Genomic DNA, 15,175 nt, shown 5'->3' with positions numbered 1-15,175 from the left:
CGGAGAATCGATCATGGGTGCGATACGTACCTCCGCCACCGCCCTGCTGAGCGCCGGCGCCACGGGCGCCGTACTCGCGCTCGGCGTCCTCTGCGCGCCCGCCGCGACCGCTGCCGAGGCCCAGCCCATCACCTCGTTCGGCTTCACCCTCACGCCTTCGACCGTCGCCCCAGGAGGGCAGACGGTCCTCGCGGTCAGCCGCTGCAACGCCGCCTACGCCACCGCCTCCTCCGGGGTCTTCGACACCGTGAGCATCGCGCGCGGGCAGACCGTACGGGTCACCGTGGACCGGGACGCCCGGCGCGGAGCCGTCTACTCCGTCTCCTTCACCTGCAACGGGGAGACCGGCTCGGCCGACCTGACGATCGCCGGCGGCACCACCGGACCCACCACGAGCTCCACGCGGACCGGCACCGGCGCGACCGTCCTGCCGACCCCGTCCTCCGCCCTCGGTGTCCGCGGCGGTCTGGGCGGCAGCGTGGCCGGCATGGATCCCGTGGAGCTGGGCGCCGGCGCCGGCCTGTTCCTCGCCGCCGCGGGCGGCACCGTGTTCGCGCTGCGCCGCAGGGGATCCGGCCGCAGCCACTGAACCCGCCGCACATCCCCCGCCACCGCCGATCGCCCCGAGTCCTGACGAGGGCTCGGGGCGATCGGCGGTGGCGGGGGATCCGCGTCCGGGGAGACCGGTCAGGCCCGGCTGCTGCGCAGCGGACGGCGACGGCGCACCACGTGGGCGCCTGCGCCGAGGGCCGCGGCGCCCACGAGGCCCGCACCGATGGCGGTCTCGGCGGTGGACGGGCCGAAGGATCCGCCGAGGCCACCCTGTGAGGGGTTGCCCTCCAGGATCGTGAAACGGTGCGTGGCGACCAGGTTGCTGTCGTTGCACTTGACCGACAGCGTGTGGTGCCCGGGCGAGGCGTGGTTGAAGATCCGGACGGTCGCGAAGCCGATCGACCCCGCGGACAGGTTGGCCGGCGGAAAGTTGCCGTGCGACGTGACGGTACCGCCGTGACCGCAGCCCGCCGCGCTCACCTGCATCGTGGAACCCTGGTGCACGGAGTACGGGTTGACGGAGATGTTACTGGGGCCGTTCCCACCCCCATTCCCACCCCGGCCCCCCGGGTCCTGGTTCGCGGAGGCGAACGGGGCACTGAGGCCGATCACGGCGCAGGCTGCCGCCGTCACGGTAAGAGCGCGCAAGACACGCATGGTGGAACCTCCAGCGGGAAGCGCCCCGGAGCGTCGGCCCCGGATGATCGACGAGAACGCCTCCCACGTCGAACCCTCAGGTCGTCCCGCAATCTCCGCATTTCCGGCTTTGGGCCGCCCGGTTGAGCGACACGCCGAAGCGCGGGAAATGCAGCTGACGGATCCGCAGGTCACGACCCGTCAGGCATTTATGTGACGATTACCTGGATGGGCGCACCCCTTCCGGCCCCCTCCGGGTGGCGGCCACCCGTTCGCCCTTCCCCCCTCGCCGTCCTGCCGACTCGGCCTTAGCGTGCGTGAAGTAGGGCGTACAGGGGCGGGACAGGAACGCGGGTCGGGACCCCCGCGTCGGGAAGGGAGAACGATGGGCGAGGACGAGACCGGGCAGTCACGCAGACGCTCACCGTGGGGCGTGCTCGCCCTGGTCATGCTCACCGGCCTCGCCATGGTGCGCAACGGTGTGAATGTCGGCGACGGGCCGCCTCAGCCCACCGCGGCCTCGGCCGTCGCGGTGACGGCCGACCAGTTGCCTGCGGATCCGCCCACGCCCCCGGCGGACATGGAGGTGCTGGAGCACTCGTCGGTCCAGCGCATCCGGATTCCCACGATCAACGTGGACGCGCCGGTGATGACGGTGGGGCTGGACGCGGAGGGCTGGATCGACGCGCCGCCGCCGCAGGACCGCAATCTCGCCGGCTGGTACCTCAACGGCATCTCGCCCGGCCAGCGGGGTTCTGCGGTGATCGTCGGGCACGTGGACAACGCGCAGGGCCCCGCGGTCTTCTACGGCCTCGGCTCGGTCAAGCCGGGCAACCGCATCGAGGTGGAGCGGTACGACGGCCGCACGGCGGTGTTCGAGGTCTACGGGGTGGAGGTGTTCTCCAAGGAGGCTTTCCCGGGGGCCCGTGTGTACGGGGACACCGGGCACCCGGAGCTCCGGGTGATCACCTGCGGCGGCGGGTACTCGAAGGCCCGCGGCTACGACGGCAACGTGGTCGTCTTCGCCCGCATGGTGGAGGCCCGCTGAGCCGTGGGCATCCGCCGCGGCCGGCTCCCCGGTTCAGCGGGGCGGGAGCACCGGGAGGGTCATCCGGTAGCCCCGTGCGAGCAGTTGGGGAAGGTACGAGGAGATCGCCTGGACGCTCTGCGAGCGGTTGCCGCCGGCGTCGTGCGAGAGGACGATCACGCCGGGGGCCGCGCCTCCCAGGACCCGGGAGATGATCGTCGGGGTCCCCGGTTCCTTCCAGTCCAGGGTGTCCACGGTCCAGGCGAGCGGCTCCATGCCGAGCTCGGCCCCGATCTCGAAGGCGGCCCGGTTCCAGGCCCCGTAGGGGGCCCGGAACCACAGCGGCGCCTCGCCGACGGTCTGCTGCACGACCTCGCTCGTGCGGCCGATCTCGGAGGCGAGGGCGGGGCGGCTGAGGCTGGGGATGAGCGGGTGGGTCCAGGTGTGGTTGCCGATGACGTGGCCCTCGTCGACCATCCGGCGCAGCAGGTTCCGGTTCTCGGTGGCCATTTCTCCGCAGACGAAGAACATGGCGCGTACGCCGTACCGGGCGAGGGTGTCGAGGATAGCGGGGGTGTAGCGGGGGTCCGGGCCGTCGTCGAAGGTGAGCACCATGCCGGCCGACGCGGCTTCGGCGGCGGGGAGTTCCAGGATGGGCCGGGTCCTCACGGCCGGCTTCACGGCCGCCGCGCGCACCGGCGCATCGGCCGTCATCGGCCGCAGCCGGTACGACTTCTCGGGCAGCGCCTGCGCCCGCCGCCCCGGTGCACCCGCCGCGGGCCGCGCCCCCGGCCCGGCCGGCGCTCCGGCTCCGGACCCGCCCGCTCCGGGCCCCGGGGTACCGGTACCGCTCTCACCACCCACGCTGAGCAGCCCGGAGGCTGCGGCGACCCCGAGGAAGACGGCGGTACGCAGGACCGTGCGCCGCCCTACTGTCGGCTCGTCATTTTTCATTATTACTACGTATCAACGACATCGCTGAAGTTGTCGAGAGGCGCGGACGCACCCACTTCCCCTCACCCGGTCGGCCGACGGCGCCGGCCCCCGGCCCGGTCAGCCGCGGCGGACCAGGGGGAAGGGGAGGGTCTCGCGGATCGTCAGGCCCGTGAGGAACATGACGAGGCGGTCCACACCGATGCCGAGGCCGCCCGTGGGCGGCATCGCGTACTCCAGGGCGTCGAGGAAGTCGTTGTCGAGTTCCATCGCCTCCGGGTCGCCGCCCGCCGCGAGCAGGGACTGGGCGGTGAGGCGGCGGCGCTGTTCCACCGGGTCGGTCAGCTCCGAGTAGGCGGTGCCCAGTTCGGTGCCGAAGGCGACCAGGTCCCAGCGTTCGGCAAGCCTGGGGTCCCGGCGGTGCTGGCGGGTGAGCGGGGAGACGTCGGTGGGGAAGTCCTTGTAGAAGGTGGGCAGCTCGGTGCGCTCCTCCACGAGGCGCTCGTACATCTCCAGCACCACGTCGCCGCGGGTGTCCTCGGGGGCATGCGGGACCGACGCCCGGTCGCACAGCCGGCGCAGCACCCCCTCCTCGGTGTCGGCGTCGACCTCCTCGCCGAGGGCCTCGCTGATGGCCCCGTACATGGTCTTGACCGGCCAGGTTCCGGAGATGTCGTGGACGACGAGTTTCCCGTCCGGTCCCGCCTTGTGGGCGATGGGCGAGCCGAAGGCGGCGGTGGCGGCACCCTGGATCAGTTCGCGGGTGAGGTCGAGCATCACGTCGTAGTCGGCGAAGGCCTGGTACGCCTCCAGCATCGTGAACTCGGGGTTGTGCTTGTAGGAGACGCCCTCGTTGCGGAAGGTGCGGCCCATCTCGAAGACCTTCTCCATCCCGCCGACGCAGAGCCGCTTGAGGTAGAGCTCGGGCGCGATGCGCAGGTACAGGTCGAGGTCGTAGGCGTTGATGTGGGTGCGGAAGGGCCGGGCGTTGGCACCGCCGTGGATCTGCTGGAGCATCGGTGTCTCGACCTCCAGGTAGCCGCGGTCGAGCAGTCCCTGGCGCAGGGCCTGGACCGCGCTGGAGCGGGCCCGTACGACGTCGCGGGCCTCGGGCCTCGCGACGAGGTCGAGGTAGCGGCGCCGGACGCGGGCTTCGGGGTCGGCGAGGCCCTTACGCTTGTCGGGGAGGGGGCGCAGGCACTTGCCGGTGAGCTGCCAGGACCGGACCACGAGGGACAGCTCGCCCGCCTTGCTGGCGCCGGTCTCGCCGCTGACGAGCACGTGGTCGCCGAAGTCGACCTGGGAGGTGAAGGAGTCCAGCGCTTCGGCCCCGGTCTCGTCGCGGGTGAGCATCAGCTGTACGTCCCCGGACCAGTCGCGCAGGACGGCGAAGACCACGCCGCCGAGGTCGCGTACGAGCATCACGCGTCCGGCGAGGGTGGCCCGTTCCCCGGTCCGGGCGCCGGGCGGGAGGACCGGGTGGCCGGGGGAACCCTCGTGGGTGGCCTTCAGTTCCGCGGCGGTGTGGGTGCGCGGGCGGATCCCCACCGGGTAGGGGTCGGTGCCGGCCGCCCGGATGCGGTCGAGCTTCGCGTGGCGGACGCGCACCTGTTCGGGCAGCCGCTCGGCCGGTGGCCCCGCGGCCTCCTGCTGGACCGCGTCCAGGCCGAGGGAGTCGATGGAGGGCAGTCCCTCGGTGGTGACGGGGGCGGTGAGCCCCTTGGGGTGGCCGTTGCCCCACAGGGTGCGCAGGCTGGGTACGGAGACGAAGCCCTCGGCGATGCCGGAGGCGAGGCTGACCCGGGCGAGCGAGCCGGCGTCCTGGTAGCAGAGGAAGCGCGGGTACCACTCGGGGTTGTACTTGACGTTCGAGCGGTAGAGCGCCTCCAGCTGCCACCAGCGGGAGAAGAAGAGGAGCAGCCTGCGCCACAGTTTGAGGACGGGGCCGGCCCCGATCCGGCCGCCCTCCTCGAAGGCGGATCGGAACACGGCGAAGTTGAGGGAGATCCGGTGCACGCCGAGGCCGGGGGCCGCGGCGCAGAGCTGGGCGACCATGAACTCCATGACCCCGTTGGGGGCGGTACGGTCGCGGCGCATGAGGTCGAGGGAGATGCCGTCCTTGCCCCAGGGGACGAAGGAGAGCAGGGCGATCAGCTCGCCCTGGTCGTCGAAGGCCTCGACCAGCAGGCAGTCCCCGTCGGCGCGGTCGCCGAGCCGGTCCAGGGCCATGGAGAAGCCGCGCTCGGTCTCGGTGTCGCGCCATCGGTCGGCGCTCTCCACGATCCTCTGCATCTCGTCCTGGGAGAGGGCGGAGTGGCGGCGGATGACGGTGGTGGCCCCGGTGCGCCGGACCCGGTTGACGGCCTGCCGGGTGACGCGCATGTCGCGGCCGTCGAGGTCGAAGTGGGCCACGTGCAGGATGGCCTCGTCGCCGAGCTGCAGCGCGCCGAGCCCGGAGCGGCCGTAGGCGGTGGCGCCGTCCTCGGAGGCGCCCATGACGGCGGGCTGCCAGCCGTAGCGCCGGGCCACGGCCAGCCAGGCGTCGATGGCGGCGGTCCAGGAGGCGGGGTCGCCGACCGGGTCCCCGCTGGCGAGGCAGACGCCGGCCTCGACGCGGTAGGTGACGCCGGCCTTGCCGTTGGGGGCGAAGACGACGGCCTTGTCGCGCCGGGTGGCGAAGTAGCCGAGGGAGTCGCCCCGTCCGTAGGCGCCGAGGAGGGCGCGGATGCGGGCCTCCTCGTCGCCGTGCAGGGCGGCGGTCAGACGCTGGGAGCGGAAGAGGGTCATGGCCGCGTTCAGCAGGGCGGCGGCGCCGAAGAGGCCGAGCAGGAAGGAGAGCGGGCGGGGTGGGTGGCCGTCGAACTCCCGGGCCGAGAAGAGGCCGCCGAAGACCTCCCTGGCGGCCCAGTCCAGCCACTGGCCCTTGGGCAGGGTGCCGGGGAAGAGGGCGACGAGCGCCCAGCCCGCGAGTACGGCGGCGAGCAGGCCGAGGCCGAGCACGAACAGGGCGTGCCACAGGGCTCCGGGGCGGGAGGCGGCGTAGAACTCGTCGCGGGCGGCGATCAGCACGGCCAGCGCGGCGACGGCGATGATCATGGAGGGGATGCCGATCCAGTACTCGCCGACGGCCATCTCCAGCACGTCGTCGAGGATCAGCAGGGCCAGATAGGTGATGACGATCCACCAGGCGACCTTCTTGCGGGTGCCGAGGGCCGCGGCGAGGAGGAAGAGGAAGACGGCGTAGGCGAGGTTCGCGCTGACCGGGACGACGATCAGGTCGAGGAACCGCACGATGTGCCGCAGGAGCCGCCGCAGCGTGGGCGAGAGCGCGAGCAGGGCGCAGAGCAGGCCGAGCGTTCCGAAGAACGCGCCGAACCCGTCGGGCACCCGGTTCAGGAAGCGGTTCCGGGTTCCGTGCTTCTCCTCCACGGTGGCGCTGGTGGCACTCATGGTTCGCACTGTAGGGAGGGCGGCGCCGGTGCGCGCGCCGAGCGGGAGGGGCGCTCCCCGGGCCATGTCGGCGGGCCTGCGCAGGCCGTGCCCGGGCCATGCCCAGGTCGTGCCCGGGCCGCGCCCCGGGCGTTCTGGGACACGGCCTATCCTCGGCAGGGTGACGGAGCACGTGAACACGGAATTCGAACGCGGCACCGACGGCCCGAAGGTGATCCTGGCCGGGGTGGACGGATCGGAGTCCTCGCTGCGGGCCGCGGCCTACGCGGCGGGGCTGGCCCGGCGGCAGAACGCCCTGCTGGCCCTGGTGTACGTCCAGCCGGTGATCCCGGCCGGCGCCGCGCTGGGCGCGCCGGTGGCGGACACCACCGGGGAGATCGCGGAGGGCCTGGTGGCCGAGATCCGCGCGTCGGCGGAGCGGCTCAAGGGCATCTACGAGGTGCGCTGGCAGTTCCACACCTTCCGCGGCGACCCCTACGCCGGCCTGGTGAGCGCGGCGGACCAGCTGATGGCGGACGCGGTGGTGGTCGGTGCCTCCGAGCAGGCGGGCCACCGCATCGTGGGGTCGGTGGCGATCCGCCTGGTCAAGGCGGGCCGCTGGCCCGTAACCGTGGTTCCGTAGGATTCCCGGTCCTGGGTCCTGGGACCCAGGACCCGTCCCCGGTCCTACCTGCCCATGGTCAGGCCGTCCTTGGCGGCGCCGCGGCTGAGGACGGCCTCGCTGATGGCGTCGCGGGCGCTCTCGTAGTCCTCGCGGCCGGGGTCCTTGGCGAGCGCGTCGGGCAGGTGGACGACCCGGCCCGCGGACAGGTCCATCATCTGCGGCACGAACTCGGCCTTGGTGACCTGCCAGCGCTGCCCGGCGGCGGCCGGCGGGGCGAAGGTGAACCGGCCGATCGAGCCGTAGTTGCCCCGCATGTCGCGCGCACCCGTGTAGTTGAACATCTCGCCCGCGACCTGGTCGCCCATGCCGTAGACGATCCAGGTCCCGTTGACCTTCTCGTAGGGCTGCGGGATGTGCGCGTGCGTGCCGAGGAGCATGTCGATGTCGGGGCGGCCGCCGGTCTGCGAGGCGGTCAGCGCCTTGCCGAGCGAGAGCTGGGTCCCGTCCGGCTCGGTCTCCCATTCCGTGCCCCAGTGCACGCTCACCAGCACCACGTCCGCGCCCGCCTTCCGGGCCGCCCGCGCATCCGCGATGATCTTGTCCTGCTTCATCAGGTTGACCGCCCACGGCTGGCCGTCGGGCATCGGGTAACCGTTGGTGTCGTAGGTGTACGCGAGGTGCGCCACCTTGGCGGAGCCCGCCTTGTACGTGGTCACCGTGGCCGCCTCGGCGGCCGTACGGGCCGAGCCGGCGTGCCCCAGGCCGACCTTGTCGAAGCGGTCCAGCGTGCGGCGCAGTCCGGCGCCCCCGTCGTCGAGGGTGTGGTTCGAGGCCGTGGAGCAGCCGTCGTACCCGGCGTCCTTCAGCCCGTCGGCGACCTCCGGCGGCGATTTGAAGGCCGGATAGCCGGAGAAGGGACCGCCCTCCTCCCCGTAGATGGTCTCCATGTGGCAGAGGGCGAGGTCGGCCGCGGAGACCACGGGCTTGACCCCGGAGAACATCGGCCTGAAGTCGTATCCGTCGCCGTCCGCGTCGTTCGCCGCGCGCTGGATGACGGAGGTGTGCGGCAGTACGTCGCCGCTCGCCACCAGGGTGAAGCCCTGGGCGGCGGGCGCTCCGGCGGCGGTGGAGGGGGCGGCCGGTCCGCCGGAGTCCCCGAGGCGGGCCGGTGCGGAGCTCCCGGTCGCCGAGCATCCGGCGGCGGCGGACAGCAGCACGGCCGACAGGAGGGCGAGCACCGGCGGACGGATTCGCGTGGTCATGGGCCCTGCTCTCACTAATACGATTATCTGACATGTGATCACATGCAATCCATATAACTACACGCCGTAAGTCAAGGAACGGATCCGTCCCGCGGACACACGCCCACCCGAACGGCGGACATGGCCGGAGGCGGCCGGGCGGCGGTGGCCAGGCGGCGCCGGCCGCCTGCCGTTCGCCGCGCCGTTCGACCGTTCACCGACCCGCACGGCCGCCCGGCGGACGACCCGGGTGCTTGGGCGCAACACCGGGGCCGGACGGTTCCAGGTGGGCTCCGTGCAGGTCAGGGTGGACGGGACGCCGCCTCCACGGCCCCCCCACGCACCCCGGAAGGAGCCCCTCGTGCCGCTCTCCCCCACCCTCCCGCGTACGGACCCCGAGGCACTCGCCGAACTCCAGCGCGACCACGGGCGGGCCCTGTTCGGATTCCTGGTCGGCCTCACGGCGGGGGACGCCCAGCGCGCGGAGGATCTCGTACAGGAGACGCTCGTACGGGTCTGGCAGCACCCGGAGGCCCTGTCCAGCGGGCACGACTCCATGCGGCCCTGGCTGTTCACGGTGGCCCGGCGCCTCGCGATCGATGCCCGGCGGGCTCGGCTGTCACGGCCGCTGGAGGTGGATCCGGAGGCGCTGGAACACGCACCCGAGCCCCAGGACGCGGTGGCCGGCTCGGTCACGGCGATCGACGTCCGGCGGGCCGTGGGGTCCCTGGTGCCGGAGCACCGCGAAGTGCTGATGCAGGTCTACTTCCGTGACCGCTCGGTGGCCGAGGCCGCCGCCGAGCTCGGCATCCCGGCCGGAACCGTCAAGTCCCGCACGTACTACGCCCTCCGCGCCCTGAAGAAGGGCCTCCAGGGGTACGGGTACGGCCTCGGCGCCTGAGCCCGTGGCACGGCGAAAGATCATGTAACGCCGTGAATAGATGCGGATCGGACATAAAACGCGTCGATTTCGGCATCAGAGCGTGCAAGTTGAGTAAACATCCCCCGCTCCGCGAGCCGCTCGGTGAAGGCTCAGGACTGACGACGGGACGTTCGAAGCGCGGGAGAAGGTGGAACGGTGCAGCCCGAGGGTAGTAACGGCACCAGTGACGGCGGGCTCGCGGTGCCCATGGCCTGGCTGTATGCCGAGTACATCGCGGACGAACTGCTGCGTACGGGCCGGCTCATCCCGGTCAGCACCCTGGAGTTCAGGGCCGGACGGGACACGCTCGCCCTGACGATCTACCTCTCGGACGCGGCCGGTGAGCTCTCCGGCATCCGGGTGGTCTCGCAGCTCGACGAGTGGCTGTCGCTCACGGCGTACGGACACCCGTGGCGCGACTGGGTGCACACCCGGTTCCTCGCGCTCGGCGAGGAGGCCCGGGAGCGCGGCGACGGCGGGGACCCCGACCTGGAACTGGCCCGGGCGGCGTGGCGCTGGCTGGACGGCACCGAGCTGTTCGCCACCAACCTCGACCCCGGGCGGCCCGACCACGACCACGACCACACCGACATAGCGCCGGGACTGGACGAGAACGCGCGCGTTTGGACGCCGGCCTGGCAACTCGGCCTGCCCCTCGGACACTTGGCGATGCACCTGTTCTGACAAAGCCACGAGCACGGACACGAACACGGACGCAGGACGCTGAACTCGTATGATCAGCACACTCCTCACGTGGCTCGAAAGGCACTCATCAGTTCCATGGACAGCAAAGCGATCGAGAACGCGCAACGGGTGGCAGCGCGGGTGACGGCCGAAGCCGATGGCGATGCATGGAAGGAACACCACTGGACGGTGGCCCGCTTCCTGGCCGGTTCCCGGTCTGCCGCCGAGGAGGACCGCTGGAGAAGGCAGTTGAACGACTGGAGGGAGCGGCTCGTCGCTTCCCTCGCGGCGGACGCCTTCGCCGAGGTCGCCGAATCCCAGGACCTCCTCCTGGGCTGGCTCCTGACGGAGCTTCGGCGCAGCGACGACGCCCTCGGCTCGCTGCTGGCGCTGTACCCCCTGCCCAGGCCGAAGCCGGAGCCGCGTTCCGTCTTCCCCATGCCGGCGTCGGAGGTCTACGGCGACGGACCCGAGTTCTACTTCAGCGACGTCTTCGCCTTCGTCACCGACTACCTGGCGGTCACGATCCGCCGCCCCCTGGACGGTACGTCCGCCACCTGGTGTCCGCTCTGGTGGGAACACCCGGAGGCGGGGGCCCGGTTGTCCGCGCTCTGGCTCGCCTGGGAGCACCTGCGGCACGATCCGGCCCTCGGCATGACGACGTGGTGGATCCAGCACGCCGATCCGCACCTGCGGGTCCTGATGGACCCGCGGCAGGGCCCGTTCGCCTCGTGCTCGCCGAAGGGGCACACGCAGGAACCGCTCGCCCCGCTCCCGGTGGAACCGTACGAGCCGACGTAGCCGCCGGTGCCCGTGCCGGCGTCCCGTTCCGCCGGCAGTCGCCAGGCTGGGGCCGGTCCGCTGGAAGGTGGCGTCACGACGGTCGTCTTCGGCCGGACCTGCTGTCGGAGCCTCCCACCGACCCCACCCTGAAAACCTCAGTACCGGACTACACCGGCCCCGGGCCCGGAGCAAGCCGGACGAGGAGGCGGGGACGCCGGTCCGTCACGGTGCGGCGGGGGTGTCGGCGGTGAACGGACACCGGGCAGCCCGGTGGTCTTCGGGCTGCGGGTCCGCAGTGGACCGGTGGTCGCCGGGCCGGTCGCCGGGTGGGTGGGGACGGACCGAGACGTCGAGGGTGAGGTCGTGGGGCTGGAGGATGGTGCGCGTGTGGAAGACGGGTGTCGTGCCGGGTGATCGGGTGACCTCGTAGTGGGGCGTGAGGGTTGCGGTGACGATGGTCATGGCGGTGGTGGCGAAATGGGTTCCGAGGCAGTTGCGCGGCCCTCCGCCGAACGGCATGAACGCGTACTTGGGCAGCGGGTTGGCGGCGCGGTCGGTCCAGCGGTCCGGGTCGAACGTGGTGGGCCGGTGGTAGTGGCGGGGGTCGCGGTGGAGGACGAAGGGGCTGACGGCGACCTTCTGGCCGGGGCGCAGGGGGTAGCCCGCGATTTCGGTGGGTTCCTCGATGGTCCGCTGGAGGAACCAGAGCGGGGGGTAGAGGCGCAGGGTCTCCTTCACGACGGCTTCGGTGACGGCCAGCCGGGGCACGTCGGCCGCGGTGGGGAGCGCGCCGGCGAGTTCCCGGTCGGCCTCGTCCCGTACCCGCCGACGGACTTCCGGGTGCCGGTCGAGGAGGAGGAGCAGCCAGGCGAGCGCGGCGGCGGTGGTCTCGTGGGCGGCGAAGAGGTTGGCGACGATGACGCTGGTCGCGCCCTCGTGGGTGAGGGCGCCTTCGTCGCACGCGGCGTTCAGGAGGTCCGCGACCACGGAGGGCGAGTCGTCCCGCCTCGTCGTACGCCGCCGGCGTATCAGGGAGGAGACTTCGTCGGCCAGGTCGCGGCCGGCGCGCTGGAGGCGGCGTCGGCGCAGTGCGTGCCAGCGGGTCGGCAGGGGCAGTGTGGGGGGCAGCAGCGCGTCCTGCAGGCGGGCCAAGAGGTCGGGGACGTCGCCGGTCTCGGGCCCGAGGCAGAACTCGGCGATCAGGTGGGCGGTGAGGTCTTCCAGTGCGGGGATCGCTTCGATCCTGCCGCGTGCGTGCCAGGTGTCCGCGTGGCGGACGACGGTCGACGCGAGGCTGTCCCGGGCGGCGCGCATGCTGGTCCGGTTCAGGCCGCGTCCCGCCAGGCTGCGGGCCCGCATCCACAGGGCCAGGTCTTCGGAGGCGCGGCTTCCGTCGGTCGCCTCGCCCAGCAGGTCGCTGGAGATGCCGTAGGTGGTGTTGGTGTGCTTGAGGACCTCCTCCGCCAGGGCGGGCGAGTTCACGATGTACAGGTCGTCGTCGAAGCGGACCAGGTCGCCGTACTGCTGCTGGTCGAGGAGGAAACCGAGGTGGTCCCGCTCGAACGCGCGCCGGTTGCCGTACCGCCCGGCCCCCGAGGGGCCGGGCGGCACACGGGAAGACAGCATCTGCTACCGCGCCTGTACGTAGTAGTAGTAATACGCACTGGAGTGGTCCGACCCCCCGAGCGTGCTGCTGCGTTGCACCTTCGCCCCGGAGGGATCGTTGACCAGGTGGGCGGAGCTCGACGCGGCCTGGGCCGATCCGGCGCTGAGGAGCGCGGCGACGGCGGAGGCGGCGATGAGGAGCGACTTGCGGAGGGGGATCAGGGCAGCCATGGCTGTCCTCCTTCGGGGTGGGATGGGCGGCGGTTCCGCCCGGTTCGTTGCCCTCATTAGTCCACCCGCGGCATCCGGGGGTCATGCCCCGGGAACGCGTGGCATGACCCCCGCGCCCGCGTCTGCCACAATGCGGGCTTTCGCGCGCCCCCGGCTCCGCCCGGTGCGGTCGGCGATGTCTGCGAAGGCCGGCATGCCGAGATTTGACTGTGGAGGGTCGGCGGGCTGCTTCGGCATCGAGCCGGTCCAGCTTGCCCTGCGCGCCGGCGACGCTGACCTGGAGGCCCTCGACTTCACCCAGCCGCTCTACCCGCTGGCAGTCCGAACTCCGCTTCCGCCCACTTGGCGAGCGCAGGGGAGAGGGCGGCCTCGGCATAGTCGGCTTCCGTGATCTCCAGGGCGTCGATGGTGATCAGGACGCGGCCAGTGGGTGCGCTGCGCGGAGTCCGAGATGCAGCCATGCAACCTCGTGTTCGTTCAGTTCCAACTGCCCGCCGGGGTAGGCATCGTGGACCGAGGCGGTGTCCGGCAGGAACCGAACTGATGCAGCACACGTCTCTCGCACCATGACTTCTGACGAGCTGCAAGAGCGCTCGAGCCGCACCGGGCTCACCTCGCCGTCCGCGGTGGCTGTGGATCTGCCGAAGGTCAACGCCTACGACAGTTTCGCCGAGGGGTACTCGGCCGAAAATGAAGCCAACCTCATCAATGCTTACTACGAGCGGCCCGCGATGCTGGCCCTCGCCGGAGACGTGGCCGGCCGGCGGATCCTCGACGCCGGCTGCGGCTCCGGGCCCCTGTTCGCGGCGCTGCGCGACCGTGGCGCCATCGTGAGCGGCTTCGACGCGAGTGCCGGGATACTGGAGCTGGCCCGGCGGCGACTCGGCGACGGTGCGGACCTGCGGGTGGCCGACCTGGGCGCCCCACTCCCCTACCCTGACGACACGTTCGACGATGTCGTCGCGTCCCTGGTGCTGCATTACCTGGAGGACTGGGGGCCGGCGCTGGCCGAGCTGCGACGGATACTTAAGCCCGGCGGTCGGCTGATCGTGTCCGTCAACCATCCCTTTGCCATCCACCTCATGCACCGCCAGGCCGGCCGCGAGGCCGAGTACGACTATTTCAGCACCACCAACTGGACCGAAGAGTGGACCATGGGCGGCCAGACCGCCCTTATCAGTCACTGGGACAGGCCGCTGCACGCGATGATCGAGGCCTTCATTGGGGCCGGCTTCCGGATATCGGTCATCAGCGAGCCAGAGCCCGATCCAGCCGCCCGAGAGCTTTTCCCCGAAGAGATCGCGGCCAAGCCGCGCTTCCTGTGCTTCCTGTTCTTCGTCCTGCAAGCCGACTAGGCCATTTCTGATAGTAGTCAGGTCCGCATAGCCCCTCGCAGGCGTCATGGGTCAGGTCGTCACAAGCCGGGTTGGACTGTGCGATCCCCGCTGCTGGCTCGTCGACTGACGTCGGCGGCGTAGGCGGCCCAGTCTCCGGCGGATGGCCTTCTGCCATTGGACGGCGACTTGGATGTGGATTCCGAGCACTCTGGCGAGGAGGGCGGCGGGCAGTGCGGCGGCGATTGTCGAGGCGCACGTCATCGACAGTGAGCTGGCTGATGGTGGCGATCTTCCCGGCTTAGGGGACCAGCAGCTGTCCGGCGACGCGGTCCGGGGTGGACAGGGCGTCGTCATGGAGGAGCTGTCGGGCATCTGACCAGCGTTTCTCTCTGTGGATGGTGCTGAGGTGGCCCGTGCAGCGGACGGTGCCGTAGGTGAGGCCGCGGGGTGGGGCGCGTCGTAGCCGGCGTTGGTCAGCAGGTCGGGGTAGGGGATGACCGCCCAGGTCGGGCGGCGCCGGCCGACCGTTCGTACTGTTGCGCGAGCGGGCGCTGGTTCTGCCGGAAGGCGAGCTGCGCGAGCTCAACGGCACCCGGCAGTCTGGGTCGGCGATTGACATGATGGGCGGTGGCAAGTCTCAGGTGTCTCTGGAGGAGTGACTATGGCGTTCAAGACCGGCGCCGCCGAACGGGACGAGTGGTCCTGTTCGCCGACTGCCGGCGTCGGACCGCTCCGGTTCGGCATGGCCGTCGACGAAGACGGAACGGCCGTCAGCCGCGGTCGGCCGGATCCATCACCAGGCCGGTGAAATCCGCCTCGTTGCGCTCCGCCCGGGTGACGTACCACCGGGCGATGAACCACATCACCGGATACACCAGCAGGCCGAGCGCCACCCAGACGAGCGGCCCCGACGCGTCGCGCGACAGGGCGAACACCAGCGGCAGGGTCCCGATCAGCGACACGAGTGCCGCCAACGCCCCCAGAGCCGCGCGCAGTTGGCTGCGCATGAGGGCCCGGACGTAGGTGGCCCCGAGGGTGGTCTGCTCGGAGATCTCCGACCGGGCGGGGGTATGCGCGGGCGGCCGGCGGCGCGCGCCCCGGGGGACCCCGGTGACGATCTCGCGCCGGGGCGGCGACTGCTGCTGCTCCTCGGCCATGGTGCCGGAGTCT

Annotated in this window: 16 protein-coding genes; 8 read left to right on the top strand and 8 right to left on the bottom strand. The window is 71.6% G+C overall.

The window, feature by feature from the left end:
• Positions 1-13: 13 nt before the first annotated feature.
• Positions 14-589 (top strand): hypothetical protein, encoded by a 576-nt coding sequence (locus ACZ573_RS07240; protein WP_471300211.1) that lies wholly within the window; start codon positions 14-16, stop codon positions 587-589.
• Positions 590-687: 98 nt separating this feature from the next.
• Here ACZ573_RS07240 and ACZ573_RS07235 read toward each other — a convergent pair whose 3' ends face one another.
• On the bottom strand, positions 688-1,209 hold the full coding sequence (locus tag ACZ573_RS07235) for a hypothetical protein (RefSeq protein ID WP_471300208.1): 522 nt from the start codon (positions 1,207-1,209) through the stop codon (positions 688-690).
• A gap of 364 nt (positions 1,210-1,573) precedes the next feature.
• Between ACZ573_RS07235 and ACZ573_RS07230 the strand changes: the two genes are divergently transcribed.
• On the top strand, positions 1,574-2,236 hold the full coding sequence (locus ACZ573_RS07230; RefSeq protein WP_471300205.1) for a class F sortase: 663 nt from the start codon (positions 1,574-1,576) through the stop codon (positions 2,234-2,236).
• Positions 2,237-2,269: 33 nt separating this feature from the next.
• Here ACZ573_RS07230 and ACZ573_RS07225 read toward each other — a convergent pair whose 3' ends face one another.
• Positions 2,270-3,169 carry a polysaccharide deacetylase family protein gene (locus tag ACZ573_RS07225; protein WP_471300201.1) on the bottom strand — a complete coding sequence of 300 codons (900 nt, stop codon included), beginning with the start codon at positions 3,167-3,169 and terminating at the stop codon, positions 2,270-2,272.
• 99 nt (positions 3,170-3,268) lie between these two features.
• Positions 3,269-6,598: a bifunctional lysylphosphatidylglycerol synthetase/lysine--tRNA ligase LysX gene (gene lysX / locus ACZ573_RS07220; RefSeq protein WP_471300199.1), complete on the bottom strand. Its 3,330-nt coding sequence runs from the start codon at positions 6,596-6,598 to the stop codon at positions 3,269-3,271.
• A gap of 160 nt (positions 6,599-6,758) precedes the next feature.
• On the opposite strand from lysX, the gene ACZ573_RS07215 reads away from it, so the two are divergent.
• Positions 6,759-7,220, top strand: coding sequence for a universal stress protein (locus ACZ573_RS07215; protein ID WP_471300196.1), 462 nt, complete (start codon positions 6,759-6,761; stop codon positions 7,218-7,220).
• A 44-nt stretch (positions 7,221-7,264) separates the two neighbouring features.
• Here the strand turns inward: ACZ573_RS07215 and ACZ573_RS07210 are convergent, their stop codons facing one another.
• On the bottom strand, positions 7,265-8,464 hold the full coding sequence (locus ACZ573_RS07210; RefSeq protein WP_471300193.1) for a CapA family protein: 1,200 nt from the start codon (positions 8,462-8,464) through the stop codon (positions 7,265-7,267).
• 340 nt (positions 8,465-8,804) lie between these two features.
• Between ACZ573_RS07210 and ACZ573_RS07205 the strand changes: the two genes are divergently transcribed.
• The 3 genes from ACZ573_RS07205 (at position 8,805) to ACZ573_RS07195 (ending at position 10,850) form a co-directional block, all read left to right on the top strand.
• Positions 8,805-9,344: a sigma-70 family RNA polymerase sigma factor gene (locus ACZ573_RS07205; RefSeq protein ID WP_471300190.1), complete on the top strand. Its 540-nt coding sequence runs from the start codon at positions 8,805-8,807 to the stop codon at positions 9,342-9,344.
• A gap of 228 nt (positions 9,345-9,572) precedes the next feature.
• A complete protein-coding gene (locus tag ACZ573_RS07200; RefSeq protein ID WP_471300652.1) occupies positions 9,573-10,049 on the top strand; it encodes a hypothetical protein in 477 nt (158 codons plus the stop codon).
• A gap of 69 nt (positions 10,050-10,118) precedes the next feature.
• Positions 10,119-10,850 (top strand): DUF4913 domain-containing protein, encoded by a 732-nt coding sequence (locus tag ACZ573_RS07195; RefSeq protein WP_471300187.1) that lies wholly within the window; start codon positions 10,119-10,121, stop codon positions 10,848-10,850.
• A gap of 204 nt (positions 10,851-11,054) precedes the next feature.
• On the opposite strand, the gene ACZ573_RS07190 is transcribed toward ACZ573_RS07195, so the two are convergent.
• The 3 genes from ACZ573_RS07190 to ACZ573_RS07180 all read right to left on the bottom strand — a co-directional run bounded on the left by ACZ573_RS07190 (position 11,055) and on the right by ACZ573_RS07180 (position 13,129).
• A complete protein-coding gene (locus ACZ573_RS07190; RefSeq protein ID WP_471300185.1) occupies positions 11,055-12,458 on the bottom strand; it encodes a cytochrome P450 in 1,404 nt (467 codons plus the stop codon).
• A gap of 3 nt (positions 12,459-12,461) precedes the next feature.
• On the bottom strand, positions 12,462-12,668 hold the full coding sequence (locus ACZ573_RS07185; protein ID WP_471300181.1) for a hypothetical protein: 207 nt from the start codon (positions 12,666-12,668) through the stop codon (positions 12,462-12,464).
• 293 nt (positions 12,669-12,961) lie between these two features.
• Positions 12,962-13,129 carry a hypothetical protein gene (locus ACZ573_RS07180; protein WP_471300179.1) on the bottom strand — a complete coding sequence of 56 codons (168 nt, stop codon included), beginning with the start codon at positions 13,127-13,129 and terminating at the stop codon, positions 12,962-12,964.
• A 105-nt stretch (positions 13,130-13,234) separates the two neighbouring features.
• Between ACZ573_RS07180 and ACZ573_RS07175 the strand changes: the two genes are divergently transcribed.
• Together ACZ573_RS07175 and ACZ573_RS07170 are read left to right on the top strand one after the other, a co-directional pair.
• A complete protein-coding gene (locus ACZ573_RS07175) occupies positions 13,235-14,023 on the top strand; it encodes a class I SAM-dependent methyltransferase (RefSeq protein WP_471300177.1) in 789 nt (262 codons plus the stop codon).
• Positions 14,024-14,195: 172 nt separating this feature from the next.
• Positions 14,196-14,381 carry a hypothetical protein gene (locus ACZ573_RS07170; RefSeq protein ID WP_471300173.1) on the top strand — a complete coding sequence of 62 codons (186 nt, stop codon included), beginning with the start codon at positions 14,196-14,198 and terminating at the stop codon, positions 14,379-14,381.
• Between the two features lie 394 nt (positions 14,382-14,775).
• Here the strand turns inward: ACZ573_RS07170 and ACZ573_RS07165 are convergent, their stop codons facing one another.
• Positions 14,776-15,162 carry a hypothetical protein gene (locus ACZ573_RS07165; RefSeq protein WP_471300170.1) on the bottom strand — a complete coding sequence of 129 codons (387 nt, stop codon included), beginning with the start codon at positions 15,160-15,162 and terminating at the stop codon, positions 14,776-14,778.
• Between the last annotated feature and the right edge of the window lie 13 nt (positions 15,163-15,175).

This window comes from Streptomyces sp. NPDC040545, assembly GCF_055595065.1.
Note: the sequence above shows the minus strand (reverse complement) of the source record. Positions and strands in the feature narration are given on the sequence as shown.